This window comes from Microbacterium sp. Nx66, assembly GCF_904066215.1.
Classification (GTDB): domain Bacteria; phylum Actinomycetota; class Actinomycetes; order Actinomycetales; family Microbacteriaceae; genus Microbacterium; species Microbacterium meiriae.
Genome location: NZ_LR880474.1, coordinates 2,777,545 through 2,794,530 on the forward strand (window position 1 = coordinate 2,777,545; position 16,986 = coordinate 2,794,530).

Sequence of the window (16,986 nt, forward strand, 5' to 3'; positions counted from 1 at the left end):
AACCGATCAACCGCAAAGCAACGCGCCCTCCTCCGAGACCTGTGGATCATCATCAGCGGAAACCTCCCGTCCCCCGATGTCGAACGGGCCTGGGCCCTTCTCTCGGTGCAGCAAGCTCGCGACCTCATCCGCGACTACTACCGCAGGTTCGGGCGAGCGGGAAATTACGATGGCGGACTCGACGAAAGCGACCCCGAAGTCGAACACCTCTCACCACGAGGGCGGGCATTTGTCAGATCAGGATTCGACCCCTACTTCGACGTCGGGCTGGACGACACATGAGGCCCGACGTATCCGGACCGCCACTCAAAGAAGGGAGAACCCGATGGGCGCAGCAGCCCCGAAGCCACTCAACTTCCGAGCACTAAGCAACGCCTGGGACGACCCACTCGCATTCGCCCGCGAACTGAGCCGGTATTACTCACAACTCGAAGCCTCAGGACACAGGCAACCGACGCGCGACTGGACCACCGCGCTTCGAAAGGAGAAACCAATGAACACGGACGAGGACACCCCCACAACGGGGCTCAGAGACCCAGCCGGTCTAGAACGCCTCGAACCCGCCCTGTACTCACCCGAGGGGATGGCCCGAGCATCCGAGGGACCCTACGTCCCCCAGGACGAAACATGACCCGCTTCTACTCGGCACCCCACAGATACCAACAGAACATCAACGACGGCCAAGAAGCAGCAGTCACCCGGGCCGTCCTCCAAAACCCGACCGGTGCAACCGAACCAGGGATCGCAATCATCGTCGGCCGGCTACCAAAACTCGTGATCCCAACATCAGACGCAATCCGCATCGCAACAGACATCGCGGATGCTGCAACCAATCAGAAGAACTGAGGAGACCCGCCATGGCACTGACCAATCTGAACAACGAACTCAACAACCTTCGCGACACCGCGTCCAAGATCCGCAGCGACTTCGCCACAGAGGTTGCCGCACTCAACGCCAACGACAAGCTCTCGATGGCCGGTAAGCGAGCCGAGTTGGACCGCCGTGAGCCCGAGTACCGCGCCAAGCTCACCGAGCTCAGCGACCGCGAAACCGCTGCGCTCGAGAACACGCGTCAGAGCCTCCGCCGACAGATCACCGGAACCGCCACAGACGGGGACGTCATCGCCTTCCGCGACGCCCACGACCGGGCCGCAACACTCAAGACTCCGTATGACGCCCGAGATGCGATGTCCCGTGCACTGGACGTCGGAGATCAGGCACTCGCGAAGGCCATCCTCGACACCGCCATCGGCAAGGGATGGGACGACGCCGTCACCTCGTATACAAGTGCGAACCCCGACATGGCCACCACAATCAACGACCTGTACGACCTACACCGGTGGACAGACAACGTGCAGAACGAGTTCCAGCGGAGCATGGCCTACCAGCTTCCCGAAGCACGTCTAAAGGACGCCGCCGAGGGGCAGTTCGCGAACGGAACTGTCTACCCCTGACCGACGAGCGCGGGTAGGCAACGCTCTACCCGCGCTCAAGAAAAAACAAAGCCCGGCCGTGAGTATGCCCATCAGCTCTGGGTACGAAAGTCCACCCCGTACTCCCCCAGAACCTGTCCGCATTCTCCGAGAAGGCGAACAAGGTCCGGTCCGGGAACAGCCGCTCCACCTGCCGCACTACCGCACTGCCGATGCCCCGGGGTGGGTGCCGGAGGTCAGCGCGCACCTCGATGAAGTCGATAGCCATGGCGTCCGATGGCAGTGCAACGCCAGCCCCCTCCGGGTCGATGAAGCCGGCTTGCCCGCGTACGAGGACGCGCGCAGCTTCCGTCCTGTCCGTGTCGAAAAACGAGTACGGGCGGTAGTCGATCCGGGCCGTCGACCGCAGGAATGGGTCAGACCACCAATTTGGATCGAAACCCCGAGCCTCAGAGTCAAACGGCGACTCGAACTCACGGACCTGAGGGCGATAGATCGGGTCAAGGTGAAGCACGGAATCAGTGTGGCAGAACCTATGGGCCACACCCCCTCCCGCCCCCGCCCAAGGCCACCCCGAAGGTATAGGGCCGATCTCTCCCCGCCGTTTTTTTCCACGTAGGTACATCACTTAGATGGGAGTCCGTATGAGCCGGGGCCTGGGGTGTGTTCAGCGGGATCTGCTCGAGCAGCTCGCCAGTCTCCGCGTAGGTATGGGTCTTCTCCCGGGTGATGGTGGGGCAAACACAAGGCGCGCAGCGTTGCGGCTCGCTGATCGGGGGCTGGTGACCGTCGAGTATCGACGTGTTTTTGGACGGCGGCGGCTGGTCATCCGGCTCCCGCCCGCATGAAAAAGGATCCGTGTGTGAAAAGGCCCTGTACCTCTGGGAGGGCCGCGAAGGGGGCGGGAGGGACCCCGCCCCCGCAAGTCTTGATGAGAAGGAGTTGAAGCGATGAACCCTTGGGAAATCGTTAGTTGGATCGGCGCGATTGCAGTGTCGATTGTGATCATCGGCCTGTTGGTCGTGTTCGTGAAGGGCGTCGTGAAGCCGTCGTCGCCGGAGCATCCCGTTGATCGGATGGCGCGGCGGCTGGGGGGTGACTCGCGTGGATGATCTGGATCTGGCGCGGCGGGTGTCGGCGATGGTGATCCTGGCGGAGCCGTCTGAGCGGGAGTCGGTTCTGCAGAGGGAGATCCCCTTGGACCGGTTTGCTCGTGTGCTTGCGCTGTTGCCGGGGGTGATGGCGGCGACGGTCGATTCGATCGTTGCGCGGGATAAGCGGCACCGGCTGGCTGTCCACGGGGTCCTGCGTACCTTCTTGCAGGAAACGAAGCAGTAGCGGCGATTGAGCCGAACAGGGCGTCTCGACCTCACGGTCGGGGCGCCCTTCGTAATTCAACACGGAGGGAAGTCGCCTACCTCCTGCGTGGCCTTCGGGCTGTTTGGAGGTGCCGTAGTGGCACAGGAAATCGGGGTTGCCTATGTGAGCCTGCTCCCTTCTGGGACGGGCTTTTCGAAGGCGGTGGACAAGGAGGCACAGCAGTCGTTTTCGAGCGCGGAGAAGCGTTCCACGGGCTTCTTCGCGTCTTTGCGGAGCGGTGTGGGGAAGATCGTCGGCGGTGTGGGGTTGCTTGCCGGCACGGTCGGGGCGATCGCGCTGGGTGGGGGTATTTCGCGTGCTCTGAATATTGAGGATGCGACGGCGAAGCTCAAGGGTCTCGGGCATGACACGAAGGCCGTTGAGGCGATCATGCAGGACGCTCTTGCTTCGGTGAAGGGCACGGCGTTTGGTTTGGATGCTGCGGCGACGACTGCGGCTTCTGCGGTTGCGGCGGGTATTAAGCCGGGTCAGGAGTTGGAGCGGTATCTGCGGTTGACGGCGGATGCGGCGACGATTGCTGGTACGTCGATGGGTGAGATGGGCGACATCATCAACCAGGTGACCTCTAAGGGTTACGCGGGGATGGAGAACCTGAATCGGTTGACGGAGCGGGGTATCCCGATCATGAAGTGGCTCCAGAAGGAGTACGGGGTCACTGCGGATGAGCTCCAGAAGATGGTGTCTCGGGGTGAGATCGACGCTGCCACGTTCCGTAAGGTTATCGAGGACAACATCGGTGGCGCGGCTCTTGAGTCGGGGAACACGACGCGCGGGTCGCTCGCCAACCTTGGCGCCGCACTCAGCCGGCTCGGGGAGGCGTTCGCTGGCCCTGCTCTGGGGCTCGCTAGGGACTTCTTCGGTGAGCTGACGACGATCGCGGATGGGATCACCGCTCGGGTGCAGCCGGTCGTTGAGAAGTTGCAGTGGACGCTCGATGGGATCGACTTCCAGTTCTCCGATTCGGTGTTGAACACTCTTGATCGCATGGTGTCGGGGTTCTCGGAGCTCAAGGGCACCTTCTCTGGGATGGAGGGGCTCACACCGGTCTTCACGGCGCTGGCCGGCGCGATGGCTCCGATGGTGGCGGCTCTGCCGATCATCGGCCGGTTCCTTCCGGTGGTCTCTGGACCCGTGGGCGCAGTGATCGGTTTGGTCGCTGGCCTGGTTATCGAATCCGACGCCTTGCAGTCTTCGCTTCTCGGGCTCGGTGAGACGTTCAAGCCTCTCGGCGCTGTGCTGCAAGAGTTGGGGACAACGGTCGGGCCAGTGGTGGCGGATTTGCTCGCGCGCCTCGGTGACCAACTCGCTGAGGTGGTGCCGCTGCTCGCCGACGTCCTGGTGGACGCGATCTCGCAACTGGCCCCGCCGCTGGTAGAGCTGCTGGTGGCGTTGCTTCCGCTCCTGCCTCCGTTGATCGAACTGGCGGTGGACATTCTGCCGATTCTTACGCAGGCGCTTCAGATGCTCATCCCGGTTCTTGTGCCTTTGATTCAGGGTCTTGCGGAGTTGACTGCGTTCGTGGTGAACCTGCTGCTGTTCTTGAATGGCAACAAGACTCTTGAGGATTGGGGAAAGCAGGTCGAGGGTACGCAGGGGCCGATCATCGATATGGCGCGTGGAATCAATGACTGGTTGGCGCCGGCGTTGAACTTCTTGATGGGGTTGGTGTCGCAGGTGGCGTCTACCTGGAATGCTGCATGGTCTCGGGTTACGTCGTTCTTCAGTTCGGCGGCGACGAACATCAGCGGGACGGCGACGCGCATCTGGTCGACGCTGACTTCAGTGTTCAGCAGTGGAGTCAGCCGCGTCGTTTCGATCTTCACCGGCTTGCCTCGTCACATCCAGAATCTGTTCGCGGGTGCTGGTTCGTGGCTTGTCAGTTCGGGTCGCGCCTTGTTGCAGGGGTTCATTGACGGTATCCGTTCGATGATCGGCAGCGTCGGCGACGCGATCGGTGGCGTGTTGAGTTGGGCGCAAGGGTTCTTCCCGCATTCGCCGGCTCTTCGCGGCCCGTTCTCGGGTCAGGGGTGGGCTGCTGTGTTCGATGGTGGCCAGTCGTTGATGGAGCAGTTCGCGTTTGGTGCGGAGTCGTTCCGTCCGGAGTTGTCGTTCTCGAACCTTGTCGGGTTGACGGGTGCTGCGACTGCTGCTGCTGCACCGCGGATGCCGTCCGAGCTCGTGATCCGTGATGTGAACGACCAGCTTGTGGGACGGATGGGCGTGGAAGCGGACTCGAGGATCGGCCGCTACGACCAGGCGTCGAAGGCCTGGACTCGTGGTGGAGCCCGCCGCTAGCCCCCTATTCGCTAAGAGCGGCATCGGTTTCCTGGGCGCTCCAGCCGCTGCCAAGGCGGCCTCGCCGGGGACCGCGACTGGTACAGATGCCGCCGTGATCAATGCGGTGTCCGCAGCGCTAAGGAACTACGGGCTTATCACCTGACGGGCCATCGCCAAGAGAGGCCCCCACCTGAGTTCCCGCTTAGGTGGGGCCCCTTCCTCAGCTACCAGTTCGCTAGCAGGGCTCGTCTGCGAGCTGCTCGTGCTCCTCGTATCCGAGCTCTTCGTCCTGCGCGTGCTCAGCCTCGAGCGCGAGTTCCGACTGTCGACTCATGACTTCCCCGATTCTTCAGTTATGCCCGACCCCAGTGACCGAGAGTTGAATTCTAGGGCCTCCTGGCACAGCGAAATGGGGCAACCCGCCTTTCAGGGGTCCCCGAGGCGCCGATCGTAACTACTACGGTTGCGCGCATGGACATCAGCTTCTTCATGACCTATATGGGCGCCCTCGCTTCATTCCTCGCGATCGGTGCGATGGTGACCCACCTCCTACTCAGCAAAGAGATCCTCCCCGCAGGGTCAATGCTCGAAGCTGCGCAATGGACCCTAGCTGTCCTCTCCCTCGTCGCAGCGATCATCTCGATCATCGACACCATGGTTGATGCGGTCGGTCCAGCCGGAGACGCAGTCGGTCCGTCCATCAGCGGGATCGTCCTTTTCGTCGTGCTGACGGTGCTAGGCATGGCCGCGATAGTCCTCGCCGCCGTGGCATACGACGCGCACAAGGAACGCAAGAAGGAAGCTCGCTCCAACGGCTAGCGATGACGGTGCTCGAGGGCCTGGATACGCAGATCCAACGCTGCGATGATTCGGGCTTGTGCCTCCGCCAGGGCTAGAAGCGTGTCAACAATGTCGGACATGTTCGCGTTCTCCGGGTCCGCGTGCCACTGGATAGCAAGGGCCTGCACCTGATCAGACGTCGCAAGCAACCATCGATTCGCGGAGTCGGGCAGATTCGGGTCGTCGAGTTCCACGCTCAAAACCGTAACCTGAAAGAGCACCGGAGTGAATGAAGGCCTTAGACGACACCCGGCAAGTGCTCAACCGCTCCCGTGTTGGCGGGCTCGCGCACAAGGTACAGGCCGGTGGGTGCATTGGCCGTGTAGGCGAGAGCATCAACCCATGCACGATTGATAGCCGGCTGGCGACTGCCGGCGTACTTGAACACGAGGGACGAACCTGCGTGCACCCACACCGTTGTTCGGCCGCCGCCCACACTGGCGTCTTCCTTCCAAGAGAAGGGGAAGGGCTCGCCGCGTCGGAGCTTCGCGGTCATAACGAGTTGGATGTGTGTCAGAGCTCGGTCTTCAATCTCGGTCTTGGGTCCACCGTCATAGATGAACTTGCCCATCGAGGACTCCTCTCGCGGTCATAGGAACCTGCGCCAGAACTACGAATACGTCAGACCAAAGAAAGTGGACCCCAGCATGAGCGCCACCACGGCGACAATCGCGCTGACGGCCCTCACTCCGGCGGGACCGCGCCGGACAGCAACAACACCAGATGAGAGAGCCGCGATCATTGTCGCGAAACTGACGTAGCGAATCGTCATGTCCGGCAATCCCAACGCTGTCGCCAGACCCGCGAAGACCAGCAGGCTCACGGCGACGCCAGCAACAACCAGCCGACTCACGGAGCCTCGCCCTCTTGACACGAGAACTGCCTGATCTCCCGAAGTGCTCATCGAATCGCCCCTGACTTCCCCCTAGAACATACGAGGCTAAGACTCTCACCTCGACGATGCTGTTGCAACGATTCCTCTAGTTCGCCGTCCAGGAGCTCACCGTCCCGTTGCCGTCATAAACGGCCTTATCCGTGGTGATGTAGAGCGGCAACGCAGCGCCCTCACCGTGCCCTAGAACGGCCGGTGTGGATGGGTCTGGGAGTGACCGACGATGTTGACCCACAGCGATCCACGGTTCAAGCCCGGGGAGTGTTCTCAGGGCCGCGCAGAGGGTTGCCGTGTATTCGCCCTCGAAGTACCCGACCCACGTCCCCACGGCCTCAGCGAGCACGTCCGTACGTTCCCCCGCGGTCGCCCTGAGTTCATTCAGAACGGGCGCCGGGTCAGTCGTGTACCTGTTGCGGGAACAGATCGCATCCAGTTCGACGCTCAACTTCACGCCCGCAGAGAGACCTCGAGATGGCACGGTCCGGATGTCCTTCCTCCGGCCGAGACCTGTCGAGTGTAAGCCGAGGGAGCGACATCAGCATCAGGACAACAGCGATCATTGCCGCGAGCGTAGTCAGACCGGCATACTGGCTCCGTCCCCTGTCTGCCTCCCCGCAGACAGGGGACGTTCTCGTGTCGGCACGCCGTCCACTGATGCCTCCCTTCACGCCGGTCAATGTCCCACCCCTTCGACACGATTGGTGCTAAGAATGACGTACCCTATGGAGGCCAAAATGGCGATCACGTTCGAGGTTCTCGAGCAGACTGAGATCGACGGTCGTATCGATCGGCTACTCAAGAGCGTCCAACTCTCACTCGACGAAATACGTACCCGAGGCACGCACTACGCGCTGTCTCCTCGTGAGCAAGGCGTCCTGGATCAGATCGAAGATCTGATGTACCTCCGCGACGCCGCATGAGCCACGAAGCGAAGGATCTCGCGCCGCAGGTGCGAACCTTCGCGACCAACCTCTCCGCTGTTCTGACCGGAGTGCTCCCCGGGATCGAAGGTCCCCCTCTTCAGGTTCTTGCGGATAGGCAGGAGCGTCACATCTCGGTCAGACAGGGTCTCGGTGTGGGTCTCCCGCTCAAGATCGATGGCCAGACGATGATGCGCCTCAAGGTCTCCTATCGATGCACATGGAACACCGAAAGGGAGTTCCTGTCAGTCGACGAATGCCAATATCAGGTGCTTCCTGAATCGCTGACGGAGCCCTTGCTCCGGTACCACTACAGACGTAAGCCGAGCGGTGGCCTGCCTTCTGCCCATCTGCACGTTCATGGCCATCGCGACGAGGTTCTCGCCTTGATGGTAGGCGGCAAGGAAGATCGCCGTGTGAAGAGGCGTCTCCAGGAGATTCGGCATGGCCGTTTCCCCCGTCTGTCCAGCCTGCACTTCCCACTCGGAGGGCCGCGATTTCGACCCGGAATCGAAGATGTCTTGGACATGCTACGAGTCGAGATTGAGATCGATGTGTTACCGGGGGCGAACGAAGCGCTACGCAGAGGCCGCACGGTCTATCGACAGATGCAACTCGCCGCAGCCATCGGAGACGATCCTCTTACTGCGGCGGCGGAACTGGCACGGCTGGGCTACTCAGTTAGCCCCGCGCCGGGTGATGAGCCCCGGCTTCGGAACCCCGAGTTCTGACGCACCTGCGATGTTCTGTAGTCGACGCTAAGCGAGTAGACAAGAAGCCACGGGACGTGAAGGTCAGTCGTTGCGATGCCCGTTTAGGGCACTGCGTCAAGGTAGGGGCTGATCGATGATCGCTCGAATCTCTGCCGCGATGAGATCGGATTTATTGGAGCGAATCCGGGAAAGCTGGTCGAGGGCCGGGAGCAGGGCCAGCGTTAGTTCGATGTGGCGGTCGCGCAGCTCCGCATAGCGGCTTGCGATCCCCGGCACGTCAACGTCCGCCCACTGCATCAGAATCCGCCGCGCGGCTTCATCTTCCCTCGCCCACCGCTTGACTCTCTTGGCGAACCGATCATCTGCGAACGTTTCGTCGTCGTACCAAGCTCCCCCCTCTGCCTGACGACGAACGCCGAGTTCGTGCTCCTCCCGATCGCGCTCGTGGACGTAGCTTGTGATTACGTCCGGGTATCGCCGGCAAAGCTCCTGAACAACGCGAGCGACGGTGGGCCAGGGCACGTGAGTGATATCGTCCTCGACGATGGTGTCGGGGTGGCCGGCAAGCTCGCGCTTGGCGATGCCTGTTGCTGCGCTGAGTTGGTCAAGGTCGGCGACCTCAAGGGCCGCTGAGCGCAGAGCTGGGGTCGCGGTCGACTCCTCAAGAAGCTCAAGGGTGACAAACTCCGCAGCGCGGCGATACGGGGCTTCGGGATCATGTGAGGCCAACCGTGTCCACGCCGCCTGCGTCGCATCAAACGCATCGCGCAACCTCCATGGCACCTTGCATCGTCTCGCCGGCACCCACTCTGCTTTCCCGCGCATATCCGCGTCGAGGTGTTGGATGCGCACCCGAGTTGGCGATTCCGGTACCGCGAGCAGGATGACTCGATGCCAGCGCTTCCGTGGCGGGTCCCAGTACAACCAGTCAGACTCCTCGTCAGCTGGCGCCGGTAGCCGCTCGTAGACAAACTCCATGGGACACAGATCCTATCTCCGGTCGCTCTCCACGATGTTTGTTGGCCGTCCCGCTACTCTCGACCAGATGGGCGACCAGACTTTCCAATCCGCGGTGGCAGGAGCTGTCAGGGCCGAGCTAGCTCGGGCGGACAAGAAGGCCAGCGAGCTTGTCGACGTTTTAGGCCTGAGTAGACCGACCATCTATGGGCGTATGACCGGCGCATACCCCTTCACGACAGCAGAGCTAGAAAAGGTTGCCGCGTTCATCGGCATCACGGCGCAGGACATCATGCTCTCGGCATCACTCTCAGAACACTTCGGGAGTGGTCACCCCTTAGGGATCGTGGCGCCGTCTGCACCGAGCCTGGATGCATGGAGCCAACCACGAGGTTCGTTCAGACGTCGCCGGCCTTCATGAACCATGCGATTCAGTCCGCACTGAGTCCGCAAAGCATACCGATCTGACCCACATCTGCCAGTCACTGCCAACACCCGATCCCGCGGAATCCCAGCGCGCGCGTTAGCCGCCAATGATCACCAACCAACCCGGCACTGTTCATCAACTACCGCTGACGTCACACGCGTCGGCGATCGGGGCTCGGGAGTCATCCCGAGCCCCTTCTTTTCTCCGGTCAACGCATATCGGGATATCGGTGTTCTTCGTCGAGACTGGAAGCGGTCGTGACTCGTCACGACTCCGACGCCATCCCCGTCCGACACCCGATCGCCGCGGTGGATGCGCTTCGAGGATGCCACGCCGACTCAGGGGAGGGAGCGGCGCGGGCCCCCGAAGCTCGCGTCGGCCTGGGGTCTGCCGGCGTCGCACGTCGACCGGTCCCGGGTTCATGACAAGCCTCCCCGCCCGCTGCGCGCCCCCACGCGGATCGGCCCCCCGTGGAGGCATGACGGCAATCCTGCGACCGTCGCTCCCCTCACCGCCCGGGAGTGGACGCCGGTGGCAGACCAAGAACGACCGGGGGCTGGGCCATGGGGCAGATCGAGTCGAAGAGCATCGGAGAGAACAAGCAGCTGCTGGCGGATGAGGTGTTCCACCACATCGGGCGGCTGATCACGGAGGGAGAGTTCGCCGAGGGTGACCGGATCCGGGACGTCGACGTGGCGGACGAACTCCACGTCTCGCGGACGCCCGTGCGCGAAGCCCTCCAGCGCCTGGAGCGCCTGGGACTGGTGACGATGTACCCGAGCCGGTACACGGAGGTGACGATGGTCACGCCGCAGGTCGTGGCCGAGTCGCTGGAGTTCGCCGGCTATCAGGGCGGGATCACCGCCCGGATGGCGGTGCCGCGACTCAGCGCCGTCCACCGCGAGCGGGTCCTGGAGCTCATCGCACGGATGCAGGACTCGCTCGCCGACGGCGCATCGACGGCACGGGCGCGATGGGCGGTCTTCGCCTACCTCGCCGACCACAGCGGCAACCGCCAGCACCGGATGCTCATCGGCGATGTCGCCGTGGCCGTGACCCGGAACCTGCGCGGATGGGTCGTGCATCCCGGCGATCGCGAACGCATGCGCGAGGTGTATGCCGACTTCGCCGAGGCGGTGCGCAGCGGCGACGGCGACGAGGCGGAGCGTCTCGCCCGCGCGATGTACTACGTGTGAGCGGCGCGCCAGCCGACGACCCAGCGGTGCAGGCGACGGTAGGCGTCCTCCCGGGCGTCGTGCCGGGACAGGAAGACGTCGTGCAGGGCGCCGTCGATCCGTTCGACCGTCACCGAGGAACCCAGCCGCAGGGCTGCGCGGGCGATGTCGTCGACGACGAGAACGGAGTCGGCCGAAGTGAGCTCCTCCGACCAGCGGGTCGGGGGAACGAACCGCGCCGACAGCAGCACGCAGACCGGTGCCGCGATGTTCAGACCTGCCGCGACGGTCTTGTGCCCGGAGAGGATCGCGTTGAGCCACCCGGCGTAGACGGCCATCGTCTGCACCGGGCGCCACGCGGTGTTGACCTCCATCGGGTCGTCCGGGTCGGCCACCTCCTGCTGCGCCCGCGTGTAGTAGCCGAGGTCGATCTGCGGCGCGACGTCGAGCGGCCGGATCCGCGCCTGGAACTCCACCATCGGAGCGATGGCGGCCCGCACGGGGGCGAACTGGAACTCGAGCCAGGGACTGTTGAGGACGAGGGCATCGGCCGCACCGGGATGCCGCGACGCCCATAGGCTCAGTGTCAGGCCCCCGGTCGAGTGTCCGAACAGGATCAGACGACGACCGCTCTCCTCGCCGCCGTCGCCGCGTCCCATGGCGTCCAGGGCCGCGGCGATGTCCTCATCGTAGGTGGACAGATCGGTGATGTAACCCGGGGTCTGCCCTTCCCGAAGACTGCGCCCGTACTTGCGCAGATCGAGGGCGAAGAAGCGAGCGCCGCGAGCCGTCCAGAACCGCGCCAACCGCTTCTGGAAGAAGTAGTCCGACCATCCGTGGACGTACAGCACGTCCACGCCCTCCAGCAGCGGGCGACGGCGCCGGGCACGCTCCCACCACGGGACGGGAGTCGGCAGAGCCCGCACGAGAGTGGCGACCACAGGACCCTGCTCGTCGCTGCCGAGGTCGAGGGTGAGCTGGGCGAACTCATCGCCGAGAACATCCGGAACCCACTCGGCCATGCGTCCTCCCCCTCGCGCCCAGGCTAGCCCACGGCGGTCATTGTCCGCCGGGACGGGCCACGGCGAAGTCGTCCGCGATGGTGGCCGCGATCGGCGCGAGGTCGTCGATTCCGGACCCGTCGAACGTCGTGAGACGCAGCCAGTCCGCGCCCACGCGGAGATCCAGCACCGGACGGCGGAGTTCGTCGACGCCGGTACGGGCGGCATCCGCTCCCTCGACCTCGATCTCCTCCTCGCCCTCGAGCTCGTCGAACGCCCACGCGCCACCGGGCAGCGTGGTGAGCATGATGTACCCCTGCGCGGCGTATTCGTCGTCCCCGGAGGCGTAGTAACAGATCCGCGCACCGTTGCGCTCCTGGTAGACCTCGGCCGGGATGGACCACCCGCCGAACGCGTCGACCACGTACACCTCGGCGTCGACCTGCTCCGCGAGCTCCGTCGCGGTGAGGAACCGCGTGCAGTCCACACCCTCCACCGGGCTCTCCGTCACATCCACCTCCCGCAGCGACGCCACGGCCGCGGCGCCGAGCGCGCGCAGGGCCTCCTCGAACGCCGCGGTGTCGTCCGGCCCCTTCTCCGGGTCCACGACGGTCGCCGACACGAGCACCTCGCCGTCGAGGAGCTGGAAGAAGCAGTACCCGCCGGTCTCGCAGCGGGATTCCTCACCGTAGTAGCCGCCGCGCGACTCCGCGCCCGCGACCGTTTCCTCGGCCCCGGGGAGGATCGTGACCTCCCAGTTGTGCTCCGCCGTTCCCGCCGAGCAGGCGATCCCGCCCGCCCGCTGGAACATGTGCTGCGCCGGACCGGGGTACCAGCTCGGCGACGACCACACGCCGAGCACCTCGGCCACCTCACCGCCGACATCGCCGCCGGCGGTCGACATCGCCGCCTCGACATCGGCGCAGTCCACGTCGAAAGCCGGGGTGGGCGCCTGCGCCGCCGCGTCCGTCGGGGCGGGCGTGATCGCGGCCGACGGCGTCCCGGTCGGCTTCACCTCGGGTTCGGGCGCACAGCCGGACAGCAGGAGCACGGCCACGGCGCCGAGGGCCAGGAGTGCACGAGGTCGCATGGCCTCAGCCTAGGGCTGCGGGGACCCGGCGCCGGGAGCACGCCCCGGCACCGGCACGACTCACTCGCCGCGGGAGACGCGCACCATCTCGTCGCGCGGGACGACCTTCACGCGTGCCCGCTCCTGGGGCGCGCCGAGGCCGATCTCGTGCTCGTCGAGGCGGTGCCAGCCGTCCAGATCGGTCCAGGCGACGCCGCGCTCGGCGAGCAGTGCCGGGATGGCCTCCTCGGACGGGTCCTCCGGGTGCCACCACGACCCCTGGTCGTTGATGAGGTGCCGGACGGTCTCCATGGCGTCGGACTTCGTGTGGCCGATGAGGCCGACCGGGCCGCGCTTGATCCAGCCGGTCGCGTACACGCCGGGCACGCGATCGTTGGAGTCCTTCGCGAGCACCTGGCCCTCGTGGTTCGGGATGACGCCGTGCTTCTTGTCGAAGGGGACACCGGGCAGCGGCGAGCCGAAGTAGCCGATCGCGCGGTACAGCGCCTGCACGGGCACCTCGCGCAGCTCCCCGGTGCCGACCGCACCGCCCTGGCCGTCCGGCTGGGTGCGCTCGTACACGAGGGCCGCGACACGGCCGTTCTCGTCGGTGCGGACCTCGACCGGGCGGGCCCAGAAATGCAGGTGCAGGCGGCGCGATGCTGTGCCGCCGGCATTGTTGACGGAGTCGCGCGTGCGCCACGACTGCAGGATGCGGTCGATGACCATGACCTGCTTGTTGCTCGCGACCGCGTCCTTCGAGGCCTCGTCGTAGTCGAAGTCCTCGTCGTAGACGACCATGTCGACGTCGCGCAGCTCCCCCAGTTCGCGGAGCTCCAGCGGCGTGAACTTCACCTGAGCCGGGCCGCGGCGGCCGAACACGTGCACGTCCGTGACGGCGCTCGCCTTGAGGCCCTCGTACACGTTCTCGGGGACCTCGGTGACGAGGAGGTCTTCGGCGTGCTTCGCGAGCATGCGGGAGACGTCGAGGGCGACGTTGCCGTTGCCGAGGACCGCCACCGACGCGGCGTCCAGCGGCCACTCGCGCGGCACGTCGGGGTGCCCGTCGAACCAGCTCACGTAGTCGGCGGCGCCGTAGGAGCCCACCGCGTCGATGCCGGGGATGTCCAGCGACGTGTCGCGGATCGCTCCGGTAGCGAAGATGACCGCGTTGTAGTGCTTCTTGAGGTCGTCGAGCGTGATGTCCTCACCGAAGCGGACGTTGCCGAAGAGGCGGATGTCGCCGCGGTCGAGCACGTCGCGCAGGGCGGTGATGATGCCCTTGATGCGGGGATGGTCGGGGGCGACGCCGTACCGGACGAGTCCGTACGGGGCGGGGAGCTGCTCGAACAGGTCGATGGACACGTCGAACTTGCGCTCGGCTTTCAGCAGGATGTCCGCGGCGTAGATGCCCGCGGGGCCTGCACCGACGATGGCCAGTCTCAGCTTGGTCATGGAGGTCCTTTCGTGTGCCGTCGCGGCAGACACCCGGGCCTTCGGCCCGCGCGATGTCAGCTGGAGCGCTCGGCGAGGGTCTCGGCGAATCGGGTGAGCGCTTCGCGCACGGTGCCGCGCGGAAGGGCGGTGAGGGCGTCGATCGCCTCCTGCGTCCAGGCGTGGGCGAGCTCGAGTGTCTTCTGGGTGACGGCGTGGTCGCGGAGCTCGTCCAGCGGTCCGTCGAGGATGGCGGGGTCGGCGCCGTCGGCGATGAGGGCCACGCCGTCGTCGATGCGGGCGGCGAGATCGGCCGCGGCGTCGTCGTCCTCCGCCTTGAGCAGGAGGTACGGCATGGTCGGGACGCCGGCGCGGAGGTCGGTCCCCGGGACCTTGCCGGTCTCCTCGGGCTTGGCCGACAGGTCGATCACGTCGTCGAGCAGCTGGAAGGCGACACCGATCTTCTCGCCGTAGGCGCGCAGCGGCTCCTCGTACTCCGCGGGGGCGTTCGAGAAGATCACGCCGCCCTGGGTGGCCGCCGCGATCAGCGAACCGGTCTTGTCGGCGAGGACCTGGATGTAGAACGCGATCGGGTCGTCGTCCGGCTGCGGGCCGAGGGTCTCGTGCATCTGCCCGAGGACCAGGCGCTCGAACGTATCGGCCTGGAGTCGGATGGCCCGCTCACCCAGGCGGGACATGAGCTGGCTGGCCCGCGAGAAGAGGATGTCGCCGGTGAGGATGGCGATGTTGTTGCCCCACACCGTCTGCGCGGCGGGAACCCCCCGTCGGCGGTCGGCGCCGTCCATGACGTCATCGTGGTAGAGCGACCCGAGGTGCGTGATCTCCAGCGCCTTCGCGACGTCGATCACCTCTCGGGTGTTCCCGTCGCCGAGTTGGGCCGCGAGCAGCGTGAGCACGGGACGGATGCGCTTGCCACCGGCCTCGTAGAGGTAGCGGCTGGCGGCGTCGGCGAGCGGGTCGGCGACGCGGACGTCGTCCGCGAGCCCGGTCTCCACCAGCTCCAGTCCGTCCTCGATGGTGCGGGCGATGCGACGCGCGGCGGGACCGACGAAGACGCGATCGCTGAAGCCGAGACGGCTCGCGAGTCGCGAACCCGGGGCGCTGGGGCTCGAAGTCACGGTCCCAGCCTACCTGCGTCGGGTGCCGCCGTTCGCGCCGTGGTCACGCGGGCTTGCGAGCCCGGTGCAGGGCCACGATGCCGAAGGTGAGGTTGCGGTACGCGACGTCGCGCCAGCCCGCCTCCCTGATCCATTCGGACAGCCGCTTCTGGTCGGGCCAGTCGCGGATCGACTCGTTCAGATAGTCGTAGGCGTCGCCGTTCGTGCCGGCGACGCGGGCCACGCGCGGGAGCACCTGCGCGTTGTAGAACCGGTAGGCCCCGCGGAAGAGCTTCCCGGGCGGCGTGGAGAACTCGTTGATGACGAGGCGGCCGCCCGGCTTGGTCACCCGGTAGAGCTCGCGCAGTGCCTTCTTCGGGTCGTTGACGTTCCGCAGCGCGTAGGACATCGTCACCGCGTCGAACTCTTCGTCCGCGAACGGCAGGGCCGTGGCGTCCGCCTGCACGAAGGAGAGGTTCCGCATCGCTCCGTGGCGGCGCTGACCCTCGGCGAGCATGCCGGGCGAGAAGTCCGCCGCGACGACCTGCGCGCCGCTGCGGGCGAGGGAGGCGGAGGAAGACGCGGTCCCCGCGCCGAGGTCGAGGATGCGCTCCCCCGGCTTCGGGGCGACGGCGCGGGTGGTCGCGGCCCGCCACAGCGCGTCGTTGCCGAACGTCATCGCCGTGTTCGTGCGGTCGTACCCGGCGGCGACCTGGTCGAACATGCCGCTGACGCGGGCGGGGTCCTTGCCGAGATCGGCGCGGTTCTTGTCGTTCGCGGTCACGCGTCCAGTCTAGGCGCGAGCTCCAGCGCTTCCAGCCGGTCCAGCCACGGATCGGCCGTGGCGTCGTCGAACGGCGCCGTGCGCTCCCTGACCCGCGTCTCGAGGTCGAGCGCCAGCTCCTCCAGATGCCGCATGACGGTGGCCGGGTACCCGTAGCGGGCGCTGTGCTCCGCCCATTCGTCCCGGTCATCGACCCAGGTGCCGCGCTCGCCCTCCACGCGGACGACGTCGAGATCCATGTCGATGCCGATCGCGAGCAGGGGATCGTCCGACCACCGGACGTCCCACCCGAGATCGATGTAGACACGCATGCCCCGGGGGTGGCGGCGATTGACGGTGAGCGCGAAGTCGGCGCTCGGCGGGACGAGGGTGACGTTGGGCGTGGCCGCATGGAACTCCGCCCCCGGACGGGCGCTGTGCCAGCCGGCGGGCTGCCCCACCCAGTCGCCCCACCGGTCGGCGCCGAGGTACACGCACTCGTGACGCCAGTGCGGCGACCCGTCCCACTTGCGCCACTGGAAGATCATCTCGGCACCGGCTGCGGGACGCGCATCGCTCATCCGCCC

20 protein-coding genes are annotated in these 16,986 nt (G+C 65.7%); 10 read left to right on the top strand and 10 right to left on the bottom strand.

Annotation, left to right across the window (positions count from 1 at the left end):
* Nucleotides 1-627 precede the first annotated feature (627 nt).
* From MICNX66_RS13395 to MICNX66_RS13420, 6 genes are all read left to right on the top strand, one after another.
* A complete protein-coding gene (locus tag MICNX66_RS13395; RefSeq protein ID WP_187662272.1) occupies nt 628-846 on the top strand; it encodes a hypothetical protein in 219 nt (72 codons plus the stop codon).
* A gap of 11 nt (nt 847-857) precedes the next feature.
* Nucleotides 858-1,454, top strand: coding sequence for a hypothetical protein (locus MICNX66_RS13400; protein ID WP_187662273.1), 597 nt, complete (start codon nt 858-860; stop codon nt 1,452-1,454).
* A 929-nt stretch (nt 1,455-2,383) separates the two neighbouring features.
* The gene (locus tag MICNX66_RS13405) at nt 2,384-2,545 is read left to right on the top strand and encodes a hypothetical protein (protein ID WP_187662274.1); all 162 of its coding nucleotides are present in this window, start codon (nt 2,384-2,386) and stop codon (nt 2,543-2,545) included.
* Nucleotides 2,538-2,771, top strand: coding sequence for a hypothetical protein (locus tag MICNX66_RS13410; RefSeq protein WP_144881133.1), 234 nt, complete (start codon nt 2,538-2,540; stop codon nt 2,769-2,771). Before MICNX66_RS13405 ends, MICNX66_RS13410 begins: the two co-directional genes overlap by 8 nt.
* A gap of 117 nt (nt 2,772-2,888) precedes the next feature.
* Nucleotides 2,889-5,108, top strand: coding sequence for a phage tail protein (locus MICNX66_RS13415; RefSeq protein WP_187662275.1), 2,220 nt, complete (start codon nt 2,889-2,891; stop codon nt 5,106-5,108).
* Nucleotides 5,109-5,561: 453 nt separating this feature from the next.
* Nucleotides 5,562-5,909: a hypothetical protein gene (locus tag MICNX66_RS13420; protein WP_187662276.1), complete on the top strand. Its 348-nt coding sequence runs from the start codon at nt 5,562-5,564 to the stop codon at nt 5,907-5,909.
* Here MICNX66_RS13420 and MICNX66_RS13425 read toward each other — a convergent pair.
* From MICNX66_RS13425 to MICNX66_RS13435, 3 genes are read right to left on the bottom strand one after another with little or no spacing between them, the layout of a single operon-like run.
* Nucleotides 5,906-6,124, bottom strand: coding sequence for a hypothetical protein (locus tag MICNX66_RS13425; protein WP_187662277.1), 219 nt, complete (start codon nt 6,122-6,124; stop codon nt 5,906-5,908). The two genes, MICNX66_RS13420 and MICNX66_RS13425, sit on opposite strands and share 4 nt — an antisense overlap.
* Before the next feature lie 44 nt (nt 6,125-6,168).
* Nucleotides 6,169-6,501, bottom strand: a complete 333-nt coding sequence (locus tag MICNX66_RS13430; RefSeq protein WP_187662278.1) for a DUF7882 family protein — start codon at nt 6,499-6,501, stop codon at nt 6,169-6,171.
* A gap of 39 nt (nt 6,502-6,540) precedes the next feature.
* Nucleotides 6,541-6,783: a hypothetical protein gene (locus MICNX66_RS13435; protein WP_187662279.1), complete on the bottom strand. Its 243-nt coding sequence runs from the start codon at nt 6,781-6,783 to the stop codon at nt 6,541-6,543.
* Between the two features lie 773 nt (nt 6,784-7,556).
* Between MICNX66_RS13435 and MICNX66_RS13440 the strand changes: the two genes are divergently transcribed.
* Together MICNX66_RS13440 and MICNX66_RS13445 are read left to right on the top strand one after the other, a co-directional pair.
* Nucleotides 7,557-7,742 (top strand): hypothetical protein, encoded by a 186-nt coding sequence (locus tag MICNX66_RS13440; protein ID WP_187662280.1) that lies wholly within the window; start codon nt 7,557-7,559, stop codon nt 7,740-7,742.
* On the top strand, nt 7,739-8,473 hold the full coding sequence (locus MICNX66_RS13445) for a hypothetical protein (RefSeq protein WP_187662281.1): 735 nt from the start codon (nt 7,739-7,741) through the stop codon (nt 8,471-8,473). Before MICNX66_RS13440 ends, MICNX66_RS13445 begins: the two co-directional genes overlap by 4 nt.
* Nucleotides 8,474-8,569: 96 nt before the next feature.
* Here the strand turns inward: MICNX66_RS13445 and MICNX66_RS13450 are convergent, their stop codons facing one another.
* Nucleotides 8,570-9,433 (bottom strand): hypothetical protein, encoded by an 864-nt coding sequence (locus MICNX66_RS13450; protein ID WP_187662282.1) that lies wholly within the window; start codon nt 9,431-9,433, stop codon nt 8,570-8,572.
* Between the two features lie 67 nt (nt 9,434-9,500).
* On the opposite strand from MICNX66_RS13450, the gene MICNX66_RS17075 reads away from it, so the two are divergent.
* Nucleotides 9,501-9,833: a helix-turn-helix domain-containing protein gene (locus MICNX66_RS17075; protein WP_187662283.1), complete on the top strand. Its 333-nt coding sequence runs from the start codon at nt 9,501-9,503 to the stop codon at nt 9,831-9,833.
* A gap of 569 nt (nt 9,834-10,402) precedes the next feature.
* The gene (locus tag MICNX66_RS13460; RefSeq protein ID WP_187662284.1) at nt 10,403-11,035 is read left to right on the top strand and encodes a GntR family transcriptional regulator; all 633 of its coding nucleotides are present in this window, start codon (nt 10,403-10,405) and stop codon (nt 11,033-11,035) included.
* Here MICNX66_RS13460 and MICNX66_RS13465 read toward each other — a convergent pair.
* From MICNX66_RS13465 to MICNX66_RS13490, 6 genes are read right to left on the bottom strand one after another with little or no spacing between them, the layout of a single operon-like run.
* On the bottom strand, nt 11,026-12,036 hold the full coding sequence (locus MICNX66_RS13465) for an alpha/beta hydrolase (protein WP_187662285.1): 1,011 nt from the start codon (nt 12,034-12,036) through the stop codon (nt 11,026-11,028). The two genes, MICNX66_RS13460 and MICNX66_RS13465, sit on opposite strands and share 10 nt — an antisense overlap.
* Before the next feature lie 37 nt (nt 12,037-12,073).
* The gene (locus MICNX66_RS13470) at nt 12,074-13,105 is read right to left on the bottom strand and encodes a hypothetical protein (RefSeq protein WP_187662286.1); all 1,032 of its coding nucleotides are present in this window, start codon (nt 13,103-13,105) and stop codon (nt 12,074-12,076) included.
* 60 nt (nt 13,106-13,165) lie between these two features.
* Nucleotides 13,166-14,539: an FAD-dependent oxidoreductase gene (locus tag MICNX66_RS13475; protein ID WP_187662287.1), complete on the bottom strand. Its 1,374-nt coding sequence runs from the start codon at nt 14,537-14,539 to the stop codon at nt 13,166-13,168.
* Nucleotides 14,540-14,595: 56 nt separating this feature from the next.
* Nucleotides 14,596-15,657: a polyprenyl synthetase family protein gene (locus MICNX66_RS13480; protein WP_187662288.1), complete on the bottom strand. Its 1,062-nt coding sequence runs from the start codon at nt 15,655-15,657 to the stop codon at nt 14,596-14,598.
* Between the two features lie 43 nt (nt 15,658-15,700).
* On the bottom strand, nt 15,701-16,420 hold the full coding sequence (locus tag MICNX66_RS13485; RefSeq protein WP_187662289.1) for a class I SAM-dependent methyltransferase: 720 nt from the start codon (nt 16,418-16,420) through the stop codon (nt 15,701-15,703).
* Nucleotides 16,417-16,980 carry a hypothetical protein gene (locus MICNX66_RS13490; protein ID WP_187662290.1) on the bottom strand — a complete coding sequence of 188 codons (564 nt, stop codon included), beginning with the start codon at nt 16,978-16,980 and terminating at the stop codon, nt 16,417-16,419. The genes MICNX66_RS13485 and MICNX66_RS13490 overlap by 4 nt, the downstream gene beginning before the upstream one ends.
* Nucleotides 16,981-16,986: the final 6 nt, after the last annotated feature.

What these genes read in the sequence shown, in the direction of transcription:
- MICNX66_RS13440 (WP_187662280.1), top strand. Translation starts at nt 7,557, where the DNA reads ATGGCGATCACGTTCGAGGTTCTCGAGCAGACTGAGATCGACGGTCGT.
- MICNX66_RS13475 (WP_187662287.1), bottom strand. Translation starts at nt 14,539, where the DNA reads ATGACCAAGCTGAGACTGGCCATCGTCGGTGCAGGCCCCGCGGGCATC.
- MICNX66_RS17075 (WP_187662283.1), top strand. Translation starts at nt 9,501, where the DNA reads ATGGGCGACCAGACTTTCCAATCCGCGGTGGCAGGAGCTGTCAGGGCC.
- MICNX66_RS13400 (WP_187662273.1), top strand. Translation starts at nt 858, where the DNA reads ATGGCACTGACCAATCTGAACAACGAACTCAACAACCTTCGCGACACC.
- MICNX66_RS13405 (WP_187662274.1), top strand. Translation starts at nt 2,384, where the DNA reads ATGAACCCTTGGGAAATCGTTAGTTGGATCGGCGCGATTGCAGTGTCG.
- MICNX66_RS13420 (WP_187662276.1), top strand. Translation starts at nt 5,562, where the DNA reads ATGGACATCAGCTTCTTCATGACCTATATGGGCGCCCTCGCTTCATTC.
- MICNX66_RS13490 (WP_187662290.1), bottom strand. Translation starts at nt 16,980, where the DNA reads ATGAGCGATGCGCGTCCCGCAGCCGGTGCCGAGATGATCTTCCAGTGG.
- MICNX66_RS13395 (WP_187662272.1), top strand. Translation starts at nt 628, where the DNA reads ATGACCCGCTTCTACTCGGCACCCCACAGATACCAACAGAACATCAAC.
- MICNX66_RS13445 (WP_187662281.1), top strand. Translation starts at nt 7,739, where the DNA reads ATGAGCCACGAAGCGAAGGATCTCGCGCCGCAGGTGCGAACCTTCGCG.
- MICNX66_RS13465 (WP_187662285.1), bottom strand. Translation starts at nt 12,036, where the DNA reads ATGGCCGAGTGGGTTCCGGATGTTCTCGGCGATGAGTTCGCCCAGCTC.
- MICNX66_RS13460 (WP_187662284.1), top strand. Translation starts at nt 10,403, where the DNA reads ATGGGGCAGATCGAGTCGAAGAGCATCGGAGAGAACAAGCAGCTGCTG.
- MICNX66_RS13470 (WP_187662286.1), bottom strand. Translation starts at nt 13,105, where the DNA reads ATGCGACCTCGTGCACTCCTGGCCCTCGGCGCCGTGGCCGTGCTCCTG.
- MICNX66_RS13450 (WP_187662282.1), bottom strand. Translation starts at nt 9,433, where the DNA reads ATGGAGTTTGTCTACGAGCGGCTACCGGCGCCAGCTGACGAGGAGTCT.
- MICNX66_RS13430 (WP_187662278.1), bottom strand. Translation starts at nt 6,501, where the DNA reads ATGGGCAAGTTCATCTATGACGGTGGACCCAAGACCGAGATTGAAGAC.